The sequence below is a fragment of the Promicromonospora sp. NPDC050262 genome (assembly GCF_040655935.1).
Taxonomy (GTDB): Bacteria; Actinomycetota; Actinomycetes; order Actinomycetales; family Cellulomonadaceae; genus Promicromonospora.
Map to the genome: position 1 here is coordinate 124,327 of NZ_JBFAKX010000003.1, position 22,134 is coordinate 146,460.

General features: G+C 73.4%; 18 protein-coding genes. 10 read left to right on the forward strand and 8 right to left on the reverse strand.

Annotation, left to right across the window (positions count from 1 at the left end; genetic code table 11):
• Positions 1-31 precede the first annotated feature (31 nt).
• Complete coding sequence (locus AB0I29_RS06000) at positions 32-1,507, reverse strand: aldehyde dehydrogenase family protein (protein WP_285104439.1); 1,476 nt, start codon at positions 1,505-1,507, stop codon at positions 32-34.
• Positions 1,508-1,726: 219 nt separating this feature from the next.
• Between AB0I29_RS06000 and AB0I29_RS06005 the strand changes: the two genes are divergently transcribed.
• The 6 genes from AB0I29_RS06005 (at position 1,727) to AB0I29_RS06030 (ending at position 8,469) form a co-directional block, all read left to right on the forward strand.
• Positions 1,727-3,094 carry a glycoside hydrolase family 125 protein gene (locus AB0I29_RS06005; RefSeq protein ID WP_357479236.1) on the forward strand — a complete coding sequence of 456 codons (1,368 nt, stop codon included), beginning with the start codon at positions 1,727-1,729 and terminating at the stop codon, positions 3,092-3,094.
• The gene (locus tag AB0I29_RS06010; protein ID WP_357479239.1) at positions 3,091-3,978 is read left to right on the forward strand and encodes a sugar ABC transporter permease; all 888 of its coding nucleotides are present in this window, start codon (positions 3,091-3,093) and stop codon (positions 3,976-3,978) included. Before AB0I29_RS06005 ends, AB0I29_RS06010 begins: the two co-directional genes overlap by 4 nt.
• A complete protein-coding gene (locus AB0I29_RS06015; RefSeq protein ID WP_357479242.1) occupies positions 3,975-4,913 on the forward strand; it encodes a carbohydrate ABC transporter permease in 939 nt (312 codons plus the stop codon). The genes AB0I29_RS06010 and AB0I29_RS06015 overlap by 4 nt, the downstream gene beginning before the upstream one ends.
• Positions 4,914-4,939: 26 nt before the next feature.
• Entirely contained in the window at positions 4,940-6,193 is a 1,254-nt protein-coding gene (locus AB0I29_RS06020; RefSeq protein WP_357479244.1) for an ABC transporter substrate-binding protein, read from the forward strand.
• A gap of 83 nt (positions 6,194-6,276) precedes the next feature.
• Positions 6,277-7,338, forward strand: a complete 1,062-nt coding sequence (locus AB0I29_RS06025; protein ID WP_357479247.1) for a glycoside hydrolase family 76 protein — start codon at positions 6,277-6,279, stop codon at positions 7,336-7,338.
• 36 nt (positions 7,339-7,374) lie between these two features.
• A complete protein-coding gene (locus AB0I29_RS06030) occupies positions 7,375-8,469 on the forward strand; it encodes a GntR family transcriptional regulator (RefSeq protein WP_285104448.1) in 1,095 nt (364 codons plus the stop codon).
• Positions 8,470-8,499: 30 nt separating this feature from the next.
• Here the strand turns inward: AB0I29_RS06030 and AB0I29_RS06035 are convergent, their stop codons facing one another.
• Both AB0I29_RS06035 and AB0I29_RS06040 read right to left on the reverse strand, forming a co-directional pair.
• Positions 8,500-9,429 (reverse strand): VOC family protein, encoded by a 930-nt coding sequence (locus tag AB0I29_RS06035; protein WP_357479251.1) that lies wholly within the window; start codon positions 9,427-9,429, stop codon positions 8,500-8,502.
• A 58-nt stretch (positions 9,430-9,487) separates the two neighbouring features.
• Positions 9,488-10,066 (reverse strand): NAD(P)-binding domain-containing protein, encoded by a 579-nt coding sequence (locus AB0I29_RS06040; RefSeq protein ID WP_285104452.1) that lies wholly within the window; start codon positions 10,064-10,066, stop codon positions 9,488-9,490.
• A gap of 121 nt (positions 10,067-10,187) precedes the next feature.
• On the opposite strand from AB0I29_RS06040, the gene AB0I29_RS06045 reads away from it, so the two are divergent.
• From AB0I29_RS06045 to AB0I29_RS06055, 3 genes are all read left to right on the forward strand, one after another.
• A complete protein-coding gene (locus AB0I29_RS06045) occupies positions 10,188-10,820 on the forward strand; it encodes a MarR family transcriptional regulator (protein WP_357479255.1) in 633 nt (210 codons plus the stop codon).
• Positions 10,821-11,099: 279 nt separating this feature from the next.
• Positions 11,100-13,043 carry a glycoside hydrolase family 76 protein gene (locus tag AB0I29_RS06050; protein ID WP_357479258.1) on the forward strand — a complete coding sequence of 648 codons (1,944 nt, stop codon included), beginning with the start codon at positions 11,100-11,102 and terminating at the stop codon, positions 13,041-13,043.
• Between the two features lie 53 nt (positions 13,044-13,096).
• Positions 13,097-13,585, forward strand: coding sequence for a heme-degrading domain-containing protein (locus tag AB0I29_RS06055; RefSeq protein ID WP_285104457.1), 489 nt, complete (start codon positions 13,097-13,099; stop codon positions 13,583-13,585).
• 134 nt (positions 13,586-13,719) lie between these two features.
• On the opposite strand, the gene AB0I29_RS06060 is transcribed toward AB0I29_RS06055, so the two are convergent.
• Entirely contained in the window at positions 13,720-14,361 is a 642-nt protein-coding gene (locus AB0I29_RS06060) for an RICIN domain-containing protein (RefSeq protein WP_357479261.1), read from the reverse strand.
• An 89-nt stretch (positions 14,362-14,450) separates the two neighbouring features.
• Here AB0I29_RS06060 and AB0I29_RS06065 point away from each other — a divergent pair, with 89 nt between their 5' ends.
• Positions 14,451-15,248 (forward strand): SDR family oxidoreductase, encoded by a 798-nt coding sequence (locus AB0I29_RS06065; RefSeq protein WP_357479264.1) that lies wholly within the window; start codon positions 14,451-14,453, stop codon positions 15,246-15,248.
• A 57-nt stretch (positions 15,249-15,305) separates the two neighbouring features.
• Here AB0I29_RS06065 and AB0I29_RS06070 read toward each other — a convergent pair whose 3' ends face one another.
• From AB0I29_RS06070 to AB0I29_RS06085, 4 genes are all read right to left on the reverse strand, one after another.
• A complete protein-coding gene (locus tag AB0I29_RS06070; protein ID WP_357479267.1) occupies positions 15,306-19,019 on the reverse strand; it encodes a glycoside hydrolase family 97 catalytic domain-containing protein in 3,714 nt (1,237 codons plus the stop codon).
• 112 nt (positions 19,020-19,131) lie between these two features.
• The gene (locus tag AB0I29_RS06075) at positions 19,132-19,773 is read right to left on the reverse strand and encodes a hypothetical protein (RefSeq protein ID WP_357479270.1); all 642 of its coding nucleotides are present in this window, start codon (positions 19,771-19,773) and stop codon (positions 19,132-19,134) included.
• 49 nt (positions 19,774-19,822) lie between these two features.
• On the reverse strand, positions 19,823-20,125 hold the full coding sequence (locus AB0I29_RS06080; RefSeq protein ID WP_285104465.1) for a hypothetical protein: 303 nt from the start codon (positions 20,123-20,125) through the stop codon (positions 19,823-19,825).
• A gap of 106 nt (positions 20,126-20,231) precedes the next feature.
• The gene (locus AB0I29_RS06085) at positions 20,232-21,803 is read right to left on the reverse strand and encodes a hypothetical protein (RefSeq protein ID WP_357479273.1); all 1,572 of its coding nucleotides are present in this window, start codon (positions 21,801-21,803) and stop codon (positions 20,232-20,234) included.
• Positions 21,804-22,134: the final 331 nt, after the last annotated feature.

A 22,134-nucleotide genomic window follows, 5' to 3' on the forward strand; every position in this document is an offset into this window, starting at 1 on the left:
TCGTCGGGGGCGTACCGCCGCAGGCTACCTGTCAGATCGGGTACGGCCGCGACCCGGCCTGGACCGTGATCCAGCGCAGCTCGGTGAACTCCTCGATCGCGGCCCGCGAGCCGAACCGCCCCCACCCGCTGGCGCCCACCCCGCCGAACGGCATCTGCGGCTCGTCGTGCACCGTGGCGCCGTTGACGTGGCAGATCCCGGACCGGATGCGGCGCGCGACGTCGAGCGCGCCGCTCACGTCGCGGCTGAACACCGCGGCCGACAGGCCGTACTCCGTGTCGTTCGCGATGCGGACCGCGTCGTCGGCGCCGTCGGCCTCGATGATCGACACGACCGGGCCGAACGACTCCTCGCCGTAGATCCGCATGCCGGGCCGCACGCCCCGGACGACGGTGGGCCGCAGGTACAGCCCGTCGGCCGTGCCGCCGGCGATCACCTCGGCGCCCTGCTGCTGGGCGTCGGCGATCAGGTCGAGCACGTGGTCCCGCGCGGCGGCGTGCACCATCGGCCCCACCTGCGCCTCCGGGTCGTCCGGGGCGCCCACCGCCAGGGCCGCGGCCCGGGCGGCGAGCCGCGCGGCGAGGTCGTCCGCGACCGAGCGGTCGACGATCACGCGCTCGGTCGACATGCAGATCTCGCCCTGGTTCATGAACGCGCCGAAGCTCGCGGCGGCCGCCGCCTCGGCGAGGTCGGCGTCGGGGAGCACGACCAGCGGCGCCTTGCCGCCGAGCTCCAGCAGCACCCGGGTCAGGTGCCGGCCGCCGAGCTCGCCGATCACGCGGCCCACCCGGGTCGAGCCGGTGAAGTTGACGCGGCGCACGGCGCGGTGCGCCACGAGGGCCTCGACGACCGCGGGCGCGTCCTGGGGCGCGTTGCTGATCAGGTTGACCGCGCCGGCGGGCGCCCCGGCGTCGTGCAGCACGTCGACGATCGCGGCCTGGGTGCGCGGCGTCTGCTCGGAGGCCTTGAGCACCACGGTGTTGCCGAGCACGAGCGGCATCGCGACGGCCCGCACGCCCAGGATCAGCGGGGCGTTCCACGGGGCGATGCCCACGACGACACCCGCGGGCTGCCGCACTCCGTATGCGGTCAGCCCCGGGACGTCGGACGGGATGATCTCGCCCACCGCCGAGTAGGCCTGCGCCGCCGCCTCGGCCAGCATGCCGGTGGCCACGTGCACGTTGAACGCGCACCACGGCCGCGTGGCGCCCATCTCCTGGCCCATCACCGCGGCGATCTCGTCCGCCCGCTCGGCGAGCAGGCCCGCAGCCCGCTGCAGCACCTCGCGCCGTGCGGCCGGCGGCAGGCCTGACCAGCCCTCCAGGGCCGCGGCGGCGGCGTCGGCCGCGCGGTTCGCGTCCGCGACGGAGGCGGCGGCGATCCGGGCGATCGGCTCGCCCGTCAGGGCACGGACGAAGTCGGTGTAGCGGCCGCCCTCCGCGGGCACGTGCTGCCCGCCGATGAACAGGTCGGCGGTGGGGCCGGGGGAGGTGTCGCGCTCTGGCATGGCTGCTCCTCGTCGAGACGGCCGCCCTCCTCGTCGAGGGCGGGCACCAACGAGTATTCCGCGACCGCCCGCGGACGTCTTCTGCTATTACCCCTAATGCAAACGTTGACATAGAAGTTATTCGCTCCTACTGTTCACGGCAGGCCGGGCCGGCGTGGGTTCCGGCCGGCAGTTCGAACGAAGCACGGCGAACGAAGCAGACCGAACGATGGGGTTCGAATGAGCTACGTGACAGGCAGCGCGGCACCGGTGTCCGGTACCGCGCTCTACGACCCGGACGTCCTGGCGGACCTGGTCGCGCGAGTGGGCGAACGGCTCGGTACCGCGGTGGCGGACGCCGTGGGGCGCTGCATGGCGGACACCCTGGCGCGGACCATCACGCCGCACCCGGACGGCACCGCCTTCGTGATCACCGGCGACATCCCGGCGATGTGGCTGCGGGACTCCACGACGCAGCTCGCGCCGTTCCTGCACCTGGTCGCCCGCGACGAGCGCCTCGCGGACACGATCGCGGCCGTCTCGCGGCGGCAGCAGGCCTCGATCCTGCGCGACCCGTACGCCAACGCGTTCAACGACGGGCCTACCGGCGCGGGGCACCGCGACCGCACGGGCCGGCCGGGCGCGGACGGTCCGGAGGCGGAGCAGTCGCCGTGGGTCTGGGAGCGCAAGTACGAGATCGACTCCCTGGCCTACCCGCTGCAGCTCGCCCACGACCTGTGGCGCGCGACCGGCCGCACCGACCACCTCGCCGACCTCGGCCGGGTGGGGCGCACGGTCGTCGACCTGTGGCGCACCGAGCAGCGGCACCAGGAGGCGTCGTCGTACACCTTCGAGCGGACCGACTGCCCGCCCACCGACACGCTCGTGCGCGGCGGTCGCGGGCCCGAGGTGTCGTACACGGGCATGACCTGGGCGGGCTTCCGCCCGAGCGACGACGCGTGCACCTACGGCTACAACGTCCCGGGCAACGCGCTCGCGGCGACGGCGCTGGGTCAGCTCGCCGAGCTCGCCACCGAGGTGCTGCACGACGCCGACCTCGCCGCCCGGGCGAACGACCTGCGCGGCGAGATCGAGCGCGGCATCCGCGAGCACGGCGTGGTTACCGGCCCGGACGGCGCGCCGGTGTACGCGTACGAGGTCGACGGCCGCGGCGGCGTGCTGCTGGCCGACGACGCCAACACGCCGAGCCTGCTCGCGCTGCCCCTGACGGGCTGGTGCCGCGCGGACGACCCGCTCTACACCGCGACCCGCGACCTGGTGCTGAGCCCGGCCAACCCGTACTACTACAGCGGCTCAGCGGCGTCGGGCATCGGCAGCCCGCACACGCCCGAGGGGCACGTGTGGCCCATCGCGCTGGCGATCCAGGGCCTGACCACCACGGACCCGGCGGAGCGCCGCGCCCTGCTGGACCTGATCCTGGCGACCGACGACGGTACGGGCGCGGTGCACGAGTCGTTCCACGTGGACGACCCGGGCACCTGGACCCGCGAGTGGTTCTCGTGGGCGAACGCCATGTTCTGCGAGCTGGCGCTGGAGACGGCGGGCCTGCGCACCCACCGCCGTCCGGCCCCGGAGCCAGCATCGTGAGCGCCGCGGTGAGCGCCACCCGGCGCCAGCAGACCATCAGCGCCTGGATCTTCCTGGCCGTCCCGGTCGTGCTGTTCGTGATCTTCCTGCTGCTGCCGGTGGTCATGGCGATCGGCCTGAGCCTGACCGACTACGCCGTCATCGGCGACTTCGAGTGGGTGGGCCTGGACAACTACGCGCGCATCGCGGGCGACCCCATCTTCTGGGTCGCCGTGCGCAACACCGCGTTCTACACGGTGCTGTACGTGCCGGCCGGGCTGCTGGTCGCGCTCGGCACCGCGCTGCTGCTCAACCGCAGCACGCGCACCGCCCGCGTCTTCCGCACCCTGTTCTACATCCCGGTCGTGTCCTCGACCGTGGCGACGGCGGCCATCTGGTTCTGGCTGCTCAACCCGCAGTACGGCCTGCTCAACGCGGCGCTCGGCTGGTTCGGCATCGACGGGCCGGCGTGGCTGTACGAGTCCCGCTGGGCCATGATCGCCATCGTCATGATGAGCGTCTGGGCCGGCTTCGGCGCCAACATGATCATCTACCTGGGCGCCCTGCAGGGCGTGCCCGGCGAGCTCGTGGACGCGGCCCGGGTCGACGGCGCCGGGGCGTTCCGGGTGTTCTGGCACGTGACCCGGCCCTCCATCGCGCGGGCGACGTTCCTCATCCTCACGCTGCTGCTGATCGCCGCGTTCCAGGTGTTCGACCAGGCGTACGTGCTGACCAAGGGCGGTCCGGGCAACTCGACGGTGACCCTCGTCTACTACATCTACGACCGGGGCTTCGGGCGGCTGGAGATGGGCTACGCCTCGGCGCTGTCCTTCGTGCTGTTCCTGGTGATCCTCGTCTTCTCGGTCGCCAACGCCCGCGCCACCGGACGGGAGAACGACCGTTGACCGCCCTGGCGACCGCCCCCGCGAGCGCCCCGGCGCCCGCCCCGCAGCAGCTCACCACGTCCCGGCCGCTGACCGCCCGCGCGCTGACCGGGAAGGTCGTCTGGACGCTGGCCGTGGTGCTGATCAGCGTCACCACGGTGATGCCCCTGGTCTGGACGCTGTCCACGTCGCTCAAGCCCGAGGGCGAGATCCTCTCGTCCTACCTCCAGCTCGTGCCGGACAACCCGACCCTCGCCAACTACGTTGCGCTGTTCGCCGACGGCCCGTTCGGCCGGTACCTGGCCAACTCGGCGGTCATCGCGCTCGGCGGCGTCGTCACCAACCTGTTCTTCGGGGGGCTGGCCGGGTACGCGCTGGCCAAGCTGAGCTTCCGCGGCCGCGGCGTGGTCTTCTCGCTGTTCCTCGGCTCCATGATGGTGCCGGGCATCATCACGATGGTCCCCACGTTCCTGGTGCTGCGGCACTTCCCGCTGGCGGGCGGCAACGACCTGTTCGGCGAGGGCGGGGCGGGCCTGATCAACGGCTACGGCGCGGTGCTCGTCCCGTTCGCCGCCGGGCCGTTCGCCGTGTTCTTCATGCGGCAGTTCTTCCAGGCGCTGCCCGACGAGCTCGGCGACGCCGCGCGCATCGACGGCGCGAGCGAGTTCCGGATCTTCTGGAACATCTACCTGCCGCTGGCCCGCGCGGGCCTCGCGGTACTGGGCGTGCTCACCTTCCAGGCCGGCTGGAACAGCTTTCTCTGGCCCCTGATCGCCCTGAACGACCCGGAGATGCTCACCGTGCAGGTGGGCCTGGCCGGGTACGTCAACGAGTACCAGACGCAGTACGGGCCGCTGCTGGCCGGCACGATCCTGGCGAGCCTGCCGGTCCTGCTGGTCTTCGTGGTCGCCCAGCGCTACATCATCGAGAACTTCGCCCACTCGGGGACGAAGTGACCAGCACCCTGCAAAGGAGCAGAGTCATGAGGTCTGCAGCACGGATCACCGGGGCCCTCGCCGCGGCAGCAGTCATGATGGGCGCCCTGGGCGCCTGCGGGAGCGCGTCGGACGGCGGCTCCGCCGGTGGGCCCGAGGAGGTCACCTTCTGGGGCTCCTGGTCGGGCGCCCAGGCCAAGCAGCTCCAGGCCCAGGCCGACGCCTTCAACGAGGCTCAGGACGAGTACGAGGTGACGTACGTGGGGCAGGAGCTCGTGGAGGAGAAGCTGCTCACGGCGCTCGCCTCGGGCAGCGTGCCCGACGTCGTCCTCTGGGACCGGTACAACACCCCGCTGTACGTGCCCAAGAACGCCCTGGCGCCGCTCGACGAGTACATCGCGGCGGACGGCGTCGACACCGCCCAGTTCTACGAGCAGGCCATGGGCGAGCTCGTGGTCGAGGGGGAGACCTACGGGCTGCCGCTGCTCGTGGACAACCGGTCGCTCTTCTACAACACCGAGCTCCTGGCGGACGCCGGCGTCGAGCCGCCGACCGACTGGGACTCGCTGAGGTCGGCCGCCGAGGCGGTCACCGAGCGCGCCGGCGGCAAGCTGTCCGTCGCGGGCTTCGCCCTGGACGACCCGGGCCTGTTCAACATCTGGCTGCGGCAGGCCGGCGGCCAGATGTTCAGCGAGGACGGCACCGCGACCGCCTTCAACAGCCCCGAGGGCCTGGAGGTGCTGGAGTTCTGGCAGGGACTGCTGGACGCCGGTGTGTACGAGCCAGGTTTCGGCGAGGGCGTCGACTCGTTCGCGGAGGGCTCCACCGCCATCAAGTACGACGGGCCGTGGGCGCTGACCGCGCTCGACGAGGCCGAGGTGGACTACGGCATCGTGCAGCCGCCCGTCGGTCCCGACGGCGACCAGGGCGCGGGCATGGGCGGGTTCGGCCTGGTCATCCCGAGCGGGGCGCAGAACCCGGACGGCGCCTGGGAGTTCATGAAGTGGTGGACCACGCAGCCCGCGAACGGCGTGGACTTCGCCAGGATCTCCGGCTGGATCCCCGCCAACATCGAGGCCGCCAACGACCCGTACTTCACCGAGGACGACCGCTACCAGGCCTTCATCGAGACGATGGAGTACGCCCAGGTCCGCTCCGACATCCCCGGCGCGTCCGACGTCGAGGGCAAGGCCCTGATCCCCGCCCTGGAGCGCTTCCTGGGCGGCGAGACCGACGCCGCCACCGCGCTGCAGGAGGCGCAGGAGCTGGGCGACCGGATCCTGGCCGACAACGCGCAGTGACCACGCCGCGTGCCGCGCGTCCGAATCGGGCGCGCGGCACGCGCCACCCCGTGCGCGTCCCCGCGCACCGACCTAGGAGACCTGTGAACGCCTCGAACCCCTGGCCCGCCCGCGCCGACCTGGCCCAGCGTGGCCTCGACCACTTCTTCGGCGCCCCGGAGCCGCAGCTGCTGGACAACACCTACCCGGTCGGGGACAACTCGACGTTCAACTACTGGTGGCTCGCGCACGTGATCGACGCGCGGCTCGACGCGTTCGAACGCACGGGGGAGCAGGAGTGGCTGACGGCGGCCGAGGCGACCAGCGCGAACCTGCGCTCGCGGAACGACGGCTCCCTGTTCAACGACTACTTCGACGACATGCTCTGGTACGCGCTGGCCCTGGAGCGGCTGGCGCGGGCCACCGGGAACGAGGAGCCGCTGGACGACGCCCGGGCCATCTGGGCGCACGTCGTCGAGCACGGGTGGAACGAGACGCACGGCGCGAGCGTCGCCTGGCGCAAGCAGCAGCCGTACTACAAGAACACGCCCGCCAACGGGCCGTTCGCCATCCTGTCCGCGCGCCTGCACGGGCACGACCCGGACCCGAGGTACCTGGACCACGGCACCGTCGCCTTCGACTGGATCACGGCCACGCTCGTGGGCCCCGACGGGTTCGTCGAGGACGGCATCAACCGCGAGGGCGACGGCCGGATCGACACCCAGTGGCGGTTCACCTACAACCAGGGCCTGTACGTCGGTGCGGCGGTCGCGCTCGACGCCGTCCTGCACCGGCCGGAGCTGGTGGCCGCGGCCGTGCGGACCGCGACGACGGCGATCGCCGAGCTCGCGCCGGACGGCGTGGTCGGCAGCGAGGGCGCCGGCGGCGACGAGGGCCTGTTCAAGGGGGTGTTCTACCGGTACCTGGGCACGCTGCTCGGCCGCCTCGGCCCGGGCTCGCCCGACGCCGCGCCGCTCGTGGACCTCGTGCGCACGAGCACCGACGCGCTGTGGTCGACGGGGCAGCGCGACGGGTCGCTGCTGGCGGGGGACGACTGGCGCCTGCCCGCGCGGCTGCCCGTCCACTACTCGACGCAGGTCAGCGCGATCATGGCGCTGGAGCTGCGCGCCGCGTTGGAGGCGGGTCCGGCGGGCTGGTCACGGTAGATTCATCGGTCATATCCATTCGGTGAAGGGGCACCAGTGAGCCAGCCGCTCTACCTCGAGGTGTACGAGAAGCTCCGCGACGCGATCCATGCCGGCACGTACCGCGTGGGTGACCGGATGCCCGCCGAGGCCGAGCTGACCAAGCAGCTCGGGGTCAGCGCGATCACGCTCAAGCGCGCGATGGACCTGCTGCGCGACGACGGCTACATCACGCGCCGCCCGCGGCTCGGCACCGTCGTGGTGAGCGAGACCGCCACGAACGCCGTCGGCCCGGGCGGCGGGCCCAGCCCGCTGATCGGGTGCGTGCTGACCGACTTCGACGACACCTTCGGCACGCGCGTCCTGGCGGGGCTGCTCGACGCGTCGGGCACCACCGCCAACCTCGTCATGAAGCGGAGCCTGGGGGACGGCGAGGCGGAGGGCGACCTGGTCCGCTCGCTCGTGGCGGACGGCGTCCAGGGGCTGATCCTGGAGCCGAGCTCGTCGCAGTACGTGCCCCCGGCCGTGCTGGAGCTCATCACGCAGTCGTTCCCGGTGGCCATCCTGGACCGGGTGTTCGACGGCGTCCCGGTGTCGTCGGTCTGCTCCGACAACGTCTCGGCGGGCCGCCAGGCCGCGGAGACGCTCTTCGCCGCCGGGTACGACCACGTGGGCCTCGTCTCGGCGACGAGCACGGTCTCCACGGTGCAGGACCGGCTCGACGGCGTGGTCGACGCCCACGCGACCCGGCACGTGCCGTTCGACCCCGCCCACCAGTTCCGGCAGGTCCGCTCGACGGTCCCGGGCAGCGGCGTGGCGCCCGACGACGACATCGCGGCCCTGGAGAAGTTCCTGGCCGACAACCCCGGGCTGACCGGGCTGGTGGCCACCGAGTACAACATCGCCGTCCTGCTCCGGGAGGCCGCCCACCGCGCCGGGCGGGACGTGCCCGGCGACCTCGGCATCGTCTGCTTCGACCACCCGGACGCCTTCTATGACCAGGCGCGCTACCGGTTCACGCACATCCGGCAGGACGAGGCGCGCATGGGGGCGGAGGCGGTCCGGCTCGTGCTGGACCAGCTCCGCGACCCCGGGCAGGTCAGCAAGCTGTCGCTGCCGACCGAGCTGGTGCCGGGCAGCTCGACGCGCTGAGGGCGGGCCTCCCGGCGGCCGCTCGGTGCCCTACCGGGTCAGCAGGTTCTCGGCGGACGCACCGGGCACGGCGACGGTCACCTGGGTGTCCCACGGGTCGGCGACGGTGACGGAGCGGCCGTCGTCGGCGAACGGGACCGACGCGGCCCGCAGCCGGGCCACGAGCGCGTCGAGGTCCTCGCGGCCGGGGACGGTGATCGCGACGTCGCCCAGTCCGAGGCTCGCGGCGCGCGGCCCCGCGCCCGCGCTGTTCCAGGTGTTCATCGCGATGTGGTGGTGGTATCCGCCCGCCGAGGCGAACAGCGCGCCGGGGATGTCGGTGAGCGTGGTCTCCAGGCCCAGCGCGTCCACGTAGAACGACCGGGCCGTGGCGACGTCGCCCACCTGCAGGTGCACGTGGCCCACCCGGCCGGACCGGCTGGGCGCGGCGCCCAGCTCCGCCTCGGTCAGGTGCGAGCGCAAGTAGGCGTTCGGGTCCAGCCACACGGTGTCCATCTTGATCTGGCCCCGGTCACGCACCCACTGCTCACGCGGCCGGTCCGTGTAGAGCTCCACACCGTTGCCCTCGGGGTCGGTGAAGTAGAACGCCTCGCTGACCAGGTGGTCGCTGGAGCCGGTGAAGGTGCCGCGGGCGTCCTGCGCCGCGCGGTAGACGGTGGCGGCCAGCGCCGCGGCGTCGTCGAAAAGGAAGGCCGTGTGGAACAGCCCGGCCTGCCGGTGGTCGCCCGTGGGCAGGTCGGGCGTGTGCACGAGCCGCAGCAGCGGCGTGGCGCCCCGCCCCAGGACCCGGTGCACCTCCCGGCCGCTGCCGCGCTCCTGGAGCGGTTCGAGCGCGAACGCCGAGCCGTAGTAGGCGGCCATCGTGTCGAGGTCGCCCACGCGCAGCGTGACGGCGTCCATCGCCAGGGCGGGGGAGATGATCCGGTCGTCCACGGCGGGCGGGTCGGTCGGGCTGTTCATGACGTGCTCCTGGTCCGGGGCGGGGCGGGGCGGGGTGGGGCTGGTGTGGCGCTGCGGGTCAGCGGGCGAGGGCGAGGCCGCCGGTCCAGCCGACCTGCTCGCCGACGGCGAGGGTGAGCTGCAGGAAGCCGATCGCCTCCAGCTCGTGCGCACGCTCCAGCGAGCCGGCGTCGACGGCGCCGAGGCCCGAGGACGTGACGGCCGAGATCAGGGCCTGCTTGGCGGCGGCGTCGTTCCCGGCGACCAGGACCGTGGTGGGCAGGCCGCCCACCTGCTTGGCGCCGAGCGTCGCGGCGAACGTGGTGTTGAACGCCTTGAGCACGTGGCTGGCGGGCAGCTTGGCCTGGAGCTCGGCGGCGGCGGAGCTGCCGGCCGGCACGACCAGCGAGTCGAAGGTCTCGAAGTTCAGCGGGTTGGTGATGTCCACGACGGTCTTGCCGGCGAGCTGCTCGCCGTAGGCGGACGCGATGCCGTCGAGCGCGGCGTAGGGGACCGCGAGGACCACGATGTCGCCGGTGATCGGCGCGGTGCCGACCTCGGCCTTGGCGACGTGGGCGACGTCGTGCCCGCCCTCGGCGAAGACGCCGCCGATCGCGTTGGCCATCGTGCCCGTGCCGATGATCGTGATGCTGGCCATGGTGCTGCTCCCTTGGATCTGCCCGGGCCTGGATCTGGGGCCTCGGACGGTTGGTTGTATCTACAAGCACTGACCATAGACCGCTTTAGTTGTAGGTGCAACCAACTGGTAGCATGGCGACATGGACGAGCGCGAGCTGAGGTACCCCGAGCGGGTGGCGGTCGCGCGCCTGCACGCCCTGCTGGAGCTGTTGCCCACGGCGCTGGACAAGCGCATGCAGCCCGCTGGGCTGACGTCGTTCGAGTTCACGCTGCTGGAGGCGCTGTCGGAGGCGGACGGCGGCAAGCTACGGCTCAGCGCGCTCGCGTCGCGCACCAACGCCACGCTCGCGCGGCTGTCGCGCGTGGTCACAGGGCTGGAGCGCAAGGGGCTCGTGCGCCGCGCGCCGTGCCCCGAGGACGCGCGGGCGACCAACGCGGTGCTCACCGACCGGGGCCGCGAGGTCTACCGGGACGGCACGCCGCTGTACGCCGACGCGGTGTCCAGCATGATCCTGGACGGGCTCACCGAGGGCGACGTCGACGACCTGGCCCGGCTCGCGTTCGCGATCCTGACCCGGTTGGACCCCGACCGGAGGCTGGCGGTCACGTCGGTGCCGACGCCGGAGGTGCCGGAGTCGGACGTGTCGGTGGACGGGTGCCCGGCGGACCCGGCGCCCGCACCGTCGTCGGCGGACGAGTGCCCGGCGGACCCGGCGCCCGCGCCGTCGTCGGCGGACGAGTGCCCGGCGGACCCGGCCCCGTCGCGCCCTTAGCCCGGCCCGAGCCGAGGTGCGCTTCTACCCAGTCATCGGGCCCGGAATCGGCCTGATTTCGGGCCCGATGACTGGGTAGAAGCGCACTTCCCCTGGGCGTCCCCGGTCGGGGTGGGTCGTCGGGCTCGGCGGTTGCTCGCGCGCCCGTGTGCTCCCGCGGGCGCCGCATCCGACACCGCTGTCATCGAATAGGTGTATTTCATCCTATTGTCCTGTAGGTTTTGGGTGAAATCACGAGCGCCTGGGGGCAACGTCGCGCCCAGGGGGAGGAGCCCATCGATGTCGATGTTGCGTCGTACCCGACGTGTCCTGCTGGCCATCGCTGTGATCGCCGGCCTGCAACCGGTCGCCCTGGCGCACGCCGGACCGCCACCCACCGAACCCGCGGCATCCGCCGCAGTGCCGGCTGCGGCCGTGCAAGCGGGCACCGACGACGTCGACGCCGCGACCGCCGTCGCGGACGCCCGGGTCTCCGCCGACGTGCTGATGGACTCCTACGACCAGCAGAAGGCGTGGTTCGCGTCGAGCTGGTGGAACTCCGCCGTCGCGCTGCAGACCATCGGCGACTACATGGCGCGCACGGGCGACCGGCGCTACCTGGCCGAGCTCGACCACAGCTTCGAGACCAACAAGGGCCCGTTCCCGGCGGGCGAGCGGTCCACCGACGAGATCTACGGCAACTTCACCAGCCGCGCCATCGACGACTCCGGGTGGTGGGGGCTCAACTGGGTCACCGCGTACGACCTGACCGGCGACGAGAAGTACCTCGACATGGCCGTCACCATCGGCGAGTTCATGAACGAGTTCTGGGACACCAGCACGTGCGGCGGCGGCATCTGGTGGAACGAGGAGCGCACCTACAAGAACGCCGTGACCAACGGCCAGTGGGTGCGCCTGACCGCCGAGCTGCACAACCGCCTCCCCGGCGACACGCTCTGGCTGGACCGCTCCCAGGAGGCCTGGGACTGGTACGTGGGCAGCGGCATGATCAACGCCGACGGCCTGGTCAACGACGGGCTGCGCGACGACTGCTCCAGCAACGAGGACACGGTGTGGACGTACAACCAGGGCCTCGGCATCGGCGCGGCGCTAGAGCTGTGGCGGGCCACGGGTGACCCGGAGCTGCTCGACACCGCGAAGTACCTCGCCGACTCCGCCCTGGAGTCCGACGTGCTGGTCAAGGACGGCGTGCTGACCGAGTGGTGCGAGGCCGCCGGCCGGAGCTGCGACGACAACCAGAAGCAGTTCAAGGGCATCTTCCAGCGGTACCTCATGGAGCTCGCCGACACCACGGGCGAGCCGGCGTACACGCAGTTCGTCGCGGACCAGGCGGCCTCCGTCTGGGCGAACGACCGCGACGTCGCGGGCCGGCTGGGCCTGCGCTGGGCCGGCGGTACCGCCGAGCAGCCCAACGTGTTCGACTGGCGCACCCAGGCCAGCGCGCTGAGCGCGCTGATCGCCGACGTCCCGCGGGAGCAGCCGCGACGCACCCTCTCGGCCGCCGCCTCGCCCGCGGTCGTGGCGGTGATGCCGAGCCCCGGCGCCGCCACGCGGGTGGGTCTCGAGGTCGACGTGGCCGCGACGTCCGCCCGGCCCGAGGCGCTGCCCGTGACCGTGCGGACCACCGGGCCGCGCGGCTGGAAGGTCACCGCGGACCCGACGCTCCGGCTGCACCCGTCCGGCCACGCCGACCCCGCGCGGGCCACCGTGCCGGTGGACGTGCGGATCCCGGCCGGCGCCGCCGACGGCAGCTACCCGGTGAGCGTGACCGTCACCGCGCGGTCGGGCCTGGCCTACACCGCGCGGGCGGAGGTGCTGGTCGCGGCCGTCGTCGACTTCGCGGCCGGGTCGCCCGAGGAGATCCCCTGGCTGTTCGACGCCGGCGGCTCCGGCTTCAGCGGCGGTGGCAGCCGGTACGCCGACGGCGAGAGCGCCTTCGTCTACCGGTTCCCGTTCCCCGCGGGGACGACGTCGGCGCAGGCGACGCTGACGATCGACAACCAGTACGTCGTCGAGGTGAGCCCGGACGGCGAGAGCTGGACCACGGTGCTGGCCGAGGACGAGCAGATCCGGGACGGCTCCAACCGGGCCGACCACACCCTCGACCTGACCGAGCACCTCGGCGCGGACAAGGCCGCCTACATCCGCGTGTCCGACGCGTTCCCGGCCGACGGCTGGGGCGGCGGCGTCTACCACGTCTCGGCGGCCTACGAGACGAGCTGACCCGGCCTCCCTGCCCTGTCGGCGCGGCCGCACCGACAGGGCAGGATGGGTCCATGAGCGAATCCGATGTCACCGCGATCATCACCGAGGTCGAGGCCCAGGAGGCCGAGCTGGTCCTGCCCACGTTCACGAACGACGACGCCTGGCGGCTCGGCAGCCTGCTCGTCGAGCTCGCGGTGGAGCGCGACCTGCCCGTGACGATCGACATCCGTAAGGGCACGCAGCAGGTCTTCCACGCGGCGCGGCCCGGCACGACGCCCGACAACGACTCGTGGATCAAGCGCAAGGTGCGGGTGGTCTACCGGTTCGGGGCGTCGTCGTATCTCGTGGGCCTACGGGCCAAGGCCAAGGGCACCGACTTCAACGCCGACCACGGGCTGCTGTTCCAGGAGTACTCGGCACACGGCGGGGCCTTCCCGGTCCGCGTCGCGGGCGTGGGCATCGTCGGCGTCGTCACCGTGTCCGGGCTGGCGCAGCAGGACGACCACGCCCTCGCGGTCGAGGCCCTGCGCGAGCTGGTCGAGGCTCCGCCGCGGGTCTGAGGCCCGGGCGGGCACCGGCCGCGCCGGGCGGTCGGCCGCGCCGGGCGGTCGGCCGCGCCGGGCGGTTGGCCGCGCCGGGCGGTTGGCCGCACTGGGCGGTTGGCCGCCCGCCGGGACGGGTCGGCGGCGACCGGTCAGGAGACCGTCCAGCGCTGGTTGTCCCCGGCGTGGCAGCCGTACATGATCGCGGGCGTGCCGTTGTCCGTGAGCGCGTTCGACACGTCCAGGCACAGCCCGGTCGCGGCGTTGCGCACCGTGCCGTCCGCCTGCGGGGCCCACTGCTGGTTGGCGCCGCCGTGGCACGTCCAGACCTGGGCGGCGGTGCCCTGCTGGCCACCGCTCGGGTCGTCCAGGCACAGCGTCCCGAGCACGCGCAGCTCCCCGGCGGCCGACGCCGTCCACTGCTGGGCCGGCGACCCGTTGCAGTCGTAGATCTGCAGCGCCGCGCCGTCCGCGGCGACGCCGCCGGGCACGTCGAGGCAGCGGCCGGACGCCACGCCCTGCAGCGTGACGGGCGCCGGCTCGGGCGGCGGGGCGCTCGGGGTGGGCGACGGCTCCGGGCTCGCCGGGGCGCTGACCGGGCTCGCCCCGGTGGGGCTCGGCACCGCGCTCGCGGAGGCACCTGCCGTGGCCTGTCCGGCGGCGTCCTGCCCGGACACGTCCTGGCCCAGCACCCAGATCGTGCCCATCACCGCGCCGAACGCCAGCAGGGCGGCGAGCACCCACACGAGCAGGCTGACGGGCGGGCGCCGACGCGCCGTGACGTGGTCGTACACCCTGGTGCTCCTTCTCGGTCGGTCCGCTCGCGTGCGTCCGCGCCGCACCCTACTCGGTCCCTGCCGCCTGCCGGGTGCAGGATCGGGGGATGGCCGCGCACACGGAACCGACCAGCCGCACCGTCCACGAGCCCGGACCCACGGGCCGCACCGCCCCACACTCGTACGTCGTGACCGGCGGCGGGCAGGGCGTGGGCCGCGCGATCGCGCTGCGGCTCGCCGCCGAGGGCCACGTCGTGGTGCTGGACCTCGCCGGGCCGCTCGGCTGGGAGCATCCCCGCGTCGCGCTCGTCAGCGGCGACGCGGCGGATCCCGACGTCGCCCGTCGGGCCGCCGACGCCGCGGAGGCGGCGGCACCGCTGGCCGGCTGGGTCAACAACGCCGCGATCTTCCGGGACGCGCCGATCACCGCGCCGCCGTCCGACGTGCTCGGGCTCGTCACGGCGAACCTGGCCCTCGCGGTCACGGGCTGCCACACCGCCGTCGGGCACCTCCTGCGGCACGGGCGGCCCGGCGCGATCGTCAACGTCTCGTCGCACCAGGCGCAGCGGCCGGTGCGCGGCGCGCTGCCGTACGCCACCGCGAAGGGTGCGGTCGAGGCGCTGACCCGGGCCGTCGCCGTCGACCACGGGCCCGACGGCATCCGCACCAACGCGGTGGCCCTCGGGTCCGTGACGACGGCGCGCTACGAGGAGTACCGGCGGGACCACCCCGGCGTCGACCGGCAGATGGCCGCCCTGCACCCGCTGGGCCGGGTCGGCACGGGCGGGGAGGTCGCGGAGGCGGTCGCCTTCCTCCTGTCGGACGCCGCCGGGTTCGTCAACGGGGCGGTCCTGCCCGTCGACGGCGGACGCGCGGCGCAGGGGGCCGATCCGGAGGCCACCTGACGCCGCGCGCGTGGCCGACGGCGCCGCCGTGCAGCGGCGCCGTCGCACCGGAGACCGTCAGCCGATCTCCCGCCACGGCCCGTGCCGGTCGCCCGGCTCCTGGTTGCGGGTCCACCACTTCGCCTCGTAGAGCGTGCCGTCGTGCTCCACGAAGTCGCCGCTGTCGAAGATCCGCGACGGCGTCCAGACAGCGGTGCCGTCCCAGGTCTCGGTGACCTCCTGCCACGGCCCGTAGGCGGACTGGCCGGGCGTCTGGTTCTGGGTCCACCACGAGGCCTGCCAGAGCGAGCCCTGGTGCGAGACACGGTCGCCGGTGGTGTAGATGGTCCGGGCCGCCCAGGCGGCGGTCTCGGGCTCGGTCAGGACCCCGGGCCGCGCCGTGACCCGCAGGTGGTCCAGGTTGACGTTGCCCGTGTCGGTGGCGGTGTGGTGCAGCAGGATCTCGTGCCGCCCGGCCGCCAGCGTGACCGGCACGCCGGGGGAGTGGTCCCAGATGCGCCACCGGTCGGCGCCCTGGCCGAGGTTCGGGAACGCGACGGGCTGTGCCGCGCCGCCGTCCACGGAGACGGAGAGCCGGCGGTCGAGCGGCGCGACGACCATCCCGTTGGCGTACCGGAACGACAGCTCGACCGTGACGGGCGCCGCGGCCTCGTAGGTGAACCGCACGCCCGCCCCGACCTTGGTCAGGTCCCGGACGAACCCGGTGCCCGTGTAGCCGGGGTGCTCGGCGTTGGTGCGTGCGCCGCCCAGGAGGGTGGCCGTCTCCGCCTCGCTGACCTGCTCGCCGTGCTGTGCCTCGACGGCGGCGAGCAGCGTGGCCAGGGCCGCGTCGTCACCCTCGGCGTCGGCGATCCGCTCGGCCAGCACCCCCAGGGCCTCGGTCGTGGCCGCGGTGTCGCCGGCCCGGGCGTGCGCCACGGCCTGAGCTGCGGGCTGCCGCAGGGCGGTGGCGGTCGGCCCGTCGATCGCGGAGGTGCCCTCGGCGTCGCGGACCAGGTCCAGGATGCCGAAGAGCCCGGCCGCGGTGCCGAGGTACGGCTCCACGATCGCGTCGATCTGGTCCGCGACGTCCGGCGGCACCGCCTCGGCGGAGGAGGTGAGCACGGCGTGGCGGACCGCCTGCATCGTCCGGCGGACGGCCGGGAAGTCGTTCTCCCGCGCCGCGTCCAGGGCCGCCTCGGCGCGCTCGGTCAGGAGCGCGGCCCGGGCGGGGGCGAGGTGCTCCGCCTCGTCGTCGATCAGGTCGGTCAGGGTCTGGTCCGGCCGCGGCAGGAGCGCCACGGCGACGGGGCGCCCGGGCGTCCCGTCGGCGCCGACGACGGCGAGCTGGTTCGCCGCCCGGTAGGCGACGTCGTCGGCCGCGACGTCGAACGTGAACGTGCGGGTCTGGCCGCCGCCCACCCGGCCGGCGGCGCCGTCGACCGTCGTGCCGTCCACGGCGACGCGCGCCTGGGCGGCCGTGGTGCCGTCGTTGCGGACGGTCGCGGTGACGGTCACGGCGGAGGCGGTCGGGTCGTAGGCGACCTCCGGCGTGCCGGCCAGGGTGAACGTCGGCGCGGTGTAGTCGTCCAGCTCCGCGAGGTCCTGCGGCGTGGCGGGCCGCAGCTTCACGGCGTGCCCGCCGCCGCCGACCATGGAGGCGTCGATCGTGTCCGCGGCGTCCACCAGCGAGTGCGTCACCTCGACGGCGGTCGGGTTGCCCTTCCAGGACGCGTCCCCGGCGTCGGCGTAGACGTCGGCCACGTACGTGGTGTCCGCGTCCAGGAAGGTGAGCGGCACCCGGACCGTGCGGTCCTGCTCGTCGGTGACCGACCCCAGGTACCAGGTGGACCCGCTGCGCCGGGCGGTCACGGTGTGGTCGCCGAGCGCGGCGTCGAGCACGTGCGACTCGTCCCAGACCGTCGGCATGTCCGTGAGGTAGGCGAAGGCCTCGGCGTGCTCGGCGTAGTTCTCCGGGGTGTCGGCCAGCATCTGCAGCGGGCTGGAGAACGTCGCGTAGAGCGCGAGCTGCGCCGTCGTCGTGGTCTGCACCCGGGTCCTGAGGTTCGCCGGGTCCCACGTCACGGCCAGGACGCCGGGCGTGTAGTCCGCGGGCCCGCCCATCCACCGGGTGAACGGCAGGATCGTGGCCTGCTCGGGCGGGTTGCCGCTCGCGCCCATGTAGTTGTGCTGCTCCATCCCGGCCACGCCCTCGCCCGTCATCATGTTCGGGTAGGTGCGCGACAGGCCGGTCGGCTTGATGGACTCGTGGGCGTTGACCGAGATCTCGTGCCGGGCCGCGGACTCGATGACCCGCTGGTAGTGCTTGACCGCCTCCTGGTCGTAGTGGCTGCGGTTGACGCCGCCCAGCTCGAACCGTGTGGCGTACCCGGTCTTCAGGGCGTGGATGCCCCACTCCTGGTACTGGTCGAAGATCTCGTCCATGTGCGCGTCGTAGTAGTCGACGTAGCCGCGGGTCTCGTTGTGGGCCATGAACCCGACGCCGTTCGCCTTCGCATAGGCCAGCACCTCGTCGATGTCGACGTCGGCCTGGGGCGTCACGAAGTCCTGCCCCTTCCACTCGCCGCCCGCGTTCTGGTTCCAGCCCTCGGCCAGCACGTACCTGGCCCCGGCCTCGACGGCGAGGTCCACGTACTCCTTGATGCGCGCCGTGGTGGCGCCGTGCTTGGGTCCTGCGTTCCAGGTGGTGTCACGCCGCTGCAGCTCCCACCACACCCCGACGTACGTGCCCGGGTCGATCCAGTCGGTGGTGTCCACCGCACCGTCGTCGTCGGAGTCGACGTCGCAGATGGCGCACGGGGCGTTGAGGTTCTCGATGAGGTGGGAGGCGGCGAGGTCGCCCGCGCTCCTGCCCACGGTGAGCGTGCGCCACGGCGTGCTGAAGCCGTCGGTGTCCACGTCGATCACGGCCTTGTCACCGTTCGGCAGCGCGATCAGGTCCGAGACGAGCGTGCCCGGCGTCGTGCCGCGCACCACCGTCATGCTCGGGAAGTCGATCAGGGCCGCCTCGTGCACGGCCAGGAACAGCCCGTCCGCGCGGGACAGCGTGATCGGCGTCTGCGCGGAGGCGACGTCGGGCAGCGGCTGCGTGCGGTAGTGCTGCTCGTCCGCGCTCCAGCGCGTGCCCGCCGGGATGGAGTACGCCGTGAGGTCGGCGGGCAGCGCGAACTGCGTCGCCTCGCCGGACACCACCACGCCGTCGCCGAGCGCGTCCTGCTCCGGGAAGGTGTAGCGGAAGCCCACGCCGTCGTCGAAGACGCGGAGGACCACGTCCAGCTCGACGCCGGAGGCCTCGTGCACGGCGTGCACCGTCAGCTCGTTCGCGTGGTTGCGCACCCGGGCGTCGTTGCCCCAGGCCGGGGTCCAGGTCTCGTCGACGACGGCGCGCTCGGTGGACTCGACGGTCAGCCCCGTCGTCAGGTCCACGGCGGGCTCCCGCAGCGTCAGGCCGAGGCCCGACGGCGCGACGACGGTGGTGGTCCCGTCCCGCACGACCTCGTACGTGAGGGTCCCGTCGACGACGTCCACGGTGGCCTCGATCGACCGGTCCGGCGACGACACCGTCCAGCCGTCGAGCACACCCGCCGGCTCCTGAGTCGTCTCCTGTGTCGCTGCGGGGGCGGCGGGCGCCGGGGTGGCGGCGAGCGCCGTGGGCGCGAGGACCGCGGGCACGAGGAGCGCCAGCGCGGTGGCCGCCGCGGCCCGGGACCGCTGGCGCCCGTGCCCGCCTCCCGGTCTGCCGCTGGTTCGGTTGCCTGAGGGCAGGTGCACGTTCTCTCCCGGACGTCGGTGTCGGCGGCGCCGGATTGCCTCGATGCAGACCAGCGGCAGGAAAGAGTTTTCCCAGCCGTCCCCTGCGCTGTCAAGGCGGCCCCGGCAGCTTTCACCCGCCGTCGGCCACGACCTCCCGCACCCAGGCGTCACCCTCCGGGCGGAAGCCCACGCCGCGCAGGTACGCGTGCTCGCCCGGCGCGGCCTGCGGCACGACGACGCGGTCGAACCCCTTGGCCGCGAAGATCCCGCTGCGCCGGTACACGAACTCGCCGGGCGTCAGGTCGCGGAACCGCCTGGACACCCAGTCGAGCTCCACCACGCCGGCACCGTCCCCGGCGTCGCGCACCTCCACCACGCCCACCGTCTCGTCGCCGCGCTGCACCAGGAACGCCGAACGCTCCTCACCCGGCTCCGGCTGCGCCACGAAGTCCGGGGCGAAGGTCGCGATGTCCGCCGCGTGCGTGCGCAGCACGTGCAGCAGGTACGCGTCGTCCGGCGCCACCTCCACCACCTCGTACACCGCGGCGTCGTGGCGCTCGCGGTTCAGGCGCAGCAGCCAGTAGACGTTGATGAGGCTGATCGCGGCGTTCATCGCGAAGAACGGCCAGATCCCGAGGACCGCGTTGTACGCGGTGGCGATCAGGGAGCCGGTCAGGTTGAGCCAGCGGAAGCGGAACACCCGCGCCTGCGTGAGGGACAGCACGACGAGCGCGGAGCCGACCCAGCCGGCGAGCTCGAGCCAGGGGAACATGCCCTGACTCTAGGCGGGCGCGGACGGCGCGGCCGTCCTCACCGGGCTCTCACCAGGACCAGCCGCGCGAGCTGAGCTCCAGCTCCTCCCGCAGCCGTTCGTCCGCGGCCGAGCGCTCGCTCGCGCGCAACGGGTCCGCGTCGGTGGGCAGGTCCGCGAGGCGGCACGCCTCGCGCAGGAGCGCGTCGTAGGCGTTCTGCACCGCGAACCAGTGGTGGGCGCGGGCGTACAGGCCGGGGTCCTCCTCGACGTGGCGCAGCTCGGCCGCGAGCTGGCCCAGCCGGGACTGCAGCCGCAGGGTCACCAGCGGGTCGGGTGCCGGCTTCTGGCGGGTCAGGAAGGTCCAGCCCATGGGGTGTCACCGCCACGTCGTCGTCGCGGAAGGGGTACCTGTCCAGCGTAGGTCCGCGGGACCGGGACGGCTATCCCGGCCCCGCGGATTCCTGCCCCGGTCCGGGTCAGTCGGAGTAGCAGAGGTCGCCCTCGCACCCCGCCCGCACGTCCGAGCCGTGCACGCCCATCACGACGGCGCCCCCGGTGTCGCTGTCGCCGATCTGGGTGTTGACCGGTCCGGTGCCGCCGATCACGACGTTCGAGTCGTCGTAGGTGACCACGTTGCGGTCGCCCCGGCTCCGGATCGAGACGTCGTCGAACCCGTCGGCGCCGATGACGAGGGCGCCGTTGCCGGTGGCCGACGACTCGCCCTCGTCCGTCACGGTGGCCTGGCCCGTCGTGGTGGGTCCGGTCGTGGCGGGTGCGGGTGCGGCCGGCCCGGCGGGCGACGCCGCGGGGCCTTCTTCGTCGGCGCCCTGTTCGTCGGCGCCGTCCTGGGGCTCCTCGTCCTCCTCGTCCTCGCCGTCCTCGTCCTCGCTGTCCTCTTCCTCGCCTTCCTCCTCGTCCTCCGTGTCCTCGGCGTCACCCGAGTTGCCGGACCGGACCACGGACCCGGTCACGTCGACCGCGTTGAGGCCGCTGGAGTCGGTGTCGCCGGTGTTCGCGTTGATCCGGCCGTCCCGGCCGAGGAACACGTTCGAGTCGTCGTACGTGACGATCTGGCCGCTGCCGACGACGCTCACCGAGTGGTCCTCGAAGCCGCTGATCGCCATGGAGCTGCCCTGCCCGTACCCCAGGAGCATGCCGCCGAACGAGTCGTTCTGGTGCGTGCTCGCCGTGGTTCCGCCCTGCGCTGCCGACGACGCCGGAGACGACGCCGGAGCCGCAGCGGTGGGCGGCGCCGTGACGCTCGACGCGCCGGAGCGCAGCCCCGAGCCGTCGGAACCGAGCGCGAGCACGCCACTGGAGGAGACGGCGCCCGTGTTCGCCACGAGCTGCCCGTCGGCCCCCACGTAGACGATCGAGCCGTCGGCGGCGAGCACCTGATAGCTGACCCGTCGGTCCTGCGGAGCCTGCCGGCCCGCCTGACCCTGCTGGTCTTGTCGGCCCTCCGGCAGTGCCGCCGAACCGGGTTGCCGCCCGGTCGGCACCACGACCACGCGGGCCGCCGGTCCGCCGGCGGCGGCCGCCTGCCCCGGCGTCGTCGGCGTGGCACCGGGCGTTGCCTGGACGACGGTGCGAGTCCCGGGAGCGGAAGGGAGCGACGCGGCGGCAACAGGAGCCGACGCACCGTCCGCCGTGCCGGGCGCTGCGGTACCGCCCGCCGCCGACGGGCGCGCCCCCGCCGTCGTCCCGGGTACCTCCGTCGCGCCCGAACCGTCCGGGGCGACCATGAGCACCACCGGCGGCGCGGCCGCCTGTGGCGTGGTCACGTACACGTCGCCCGCCTGCGCGGGGCTCGTCGCTGCTGCCGGCGCCGCCACGGGGGTGGTCCGGACGGCACCGCCCAGGACGTCGTGCGCCACCCAGGCGCACATCCCGGCGACGGCGACGATCACCGCACAGGCCTGATAGCTCAGGCCGTGCGGCGCGCGGTCCACGGACCGGTTCTTGGAACCATGCTCCTTGTCCGGGTGCTTCGTGTTGTGGTGGTACTTGTTCTCGTGCTTCGTGTTCCGGCCGTTCGGGGTGGACATCCCGCTCTCCTTCCAGCCGCGCGAGGGGCGCCGCCGGTGGGACCTCACGCCGTACCGGCATGCCGGTACCGGGCGTCGGTGGCTCGCAGATCGCGGGAGTCCGGCGATCGCATGGCGGGTCGGAGACCGTGCGCCGCTCGCGGTCGAGTTGTGCGACAGTCACGCCCGGGCGCGATACGCGCGGGCGTTCCACGGAGCCCACCGCACGGCCGGTGGTCCTGCGTCCGGCCGCGGAGCCTCCCGCGGGAACGGACCGGGGTATGCGGGTCGGGCCGACCGTGGCTGAACCGCCGGACGGGCACTGCCGCACTGCCCGGTGCTGTGGCACCTG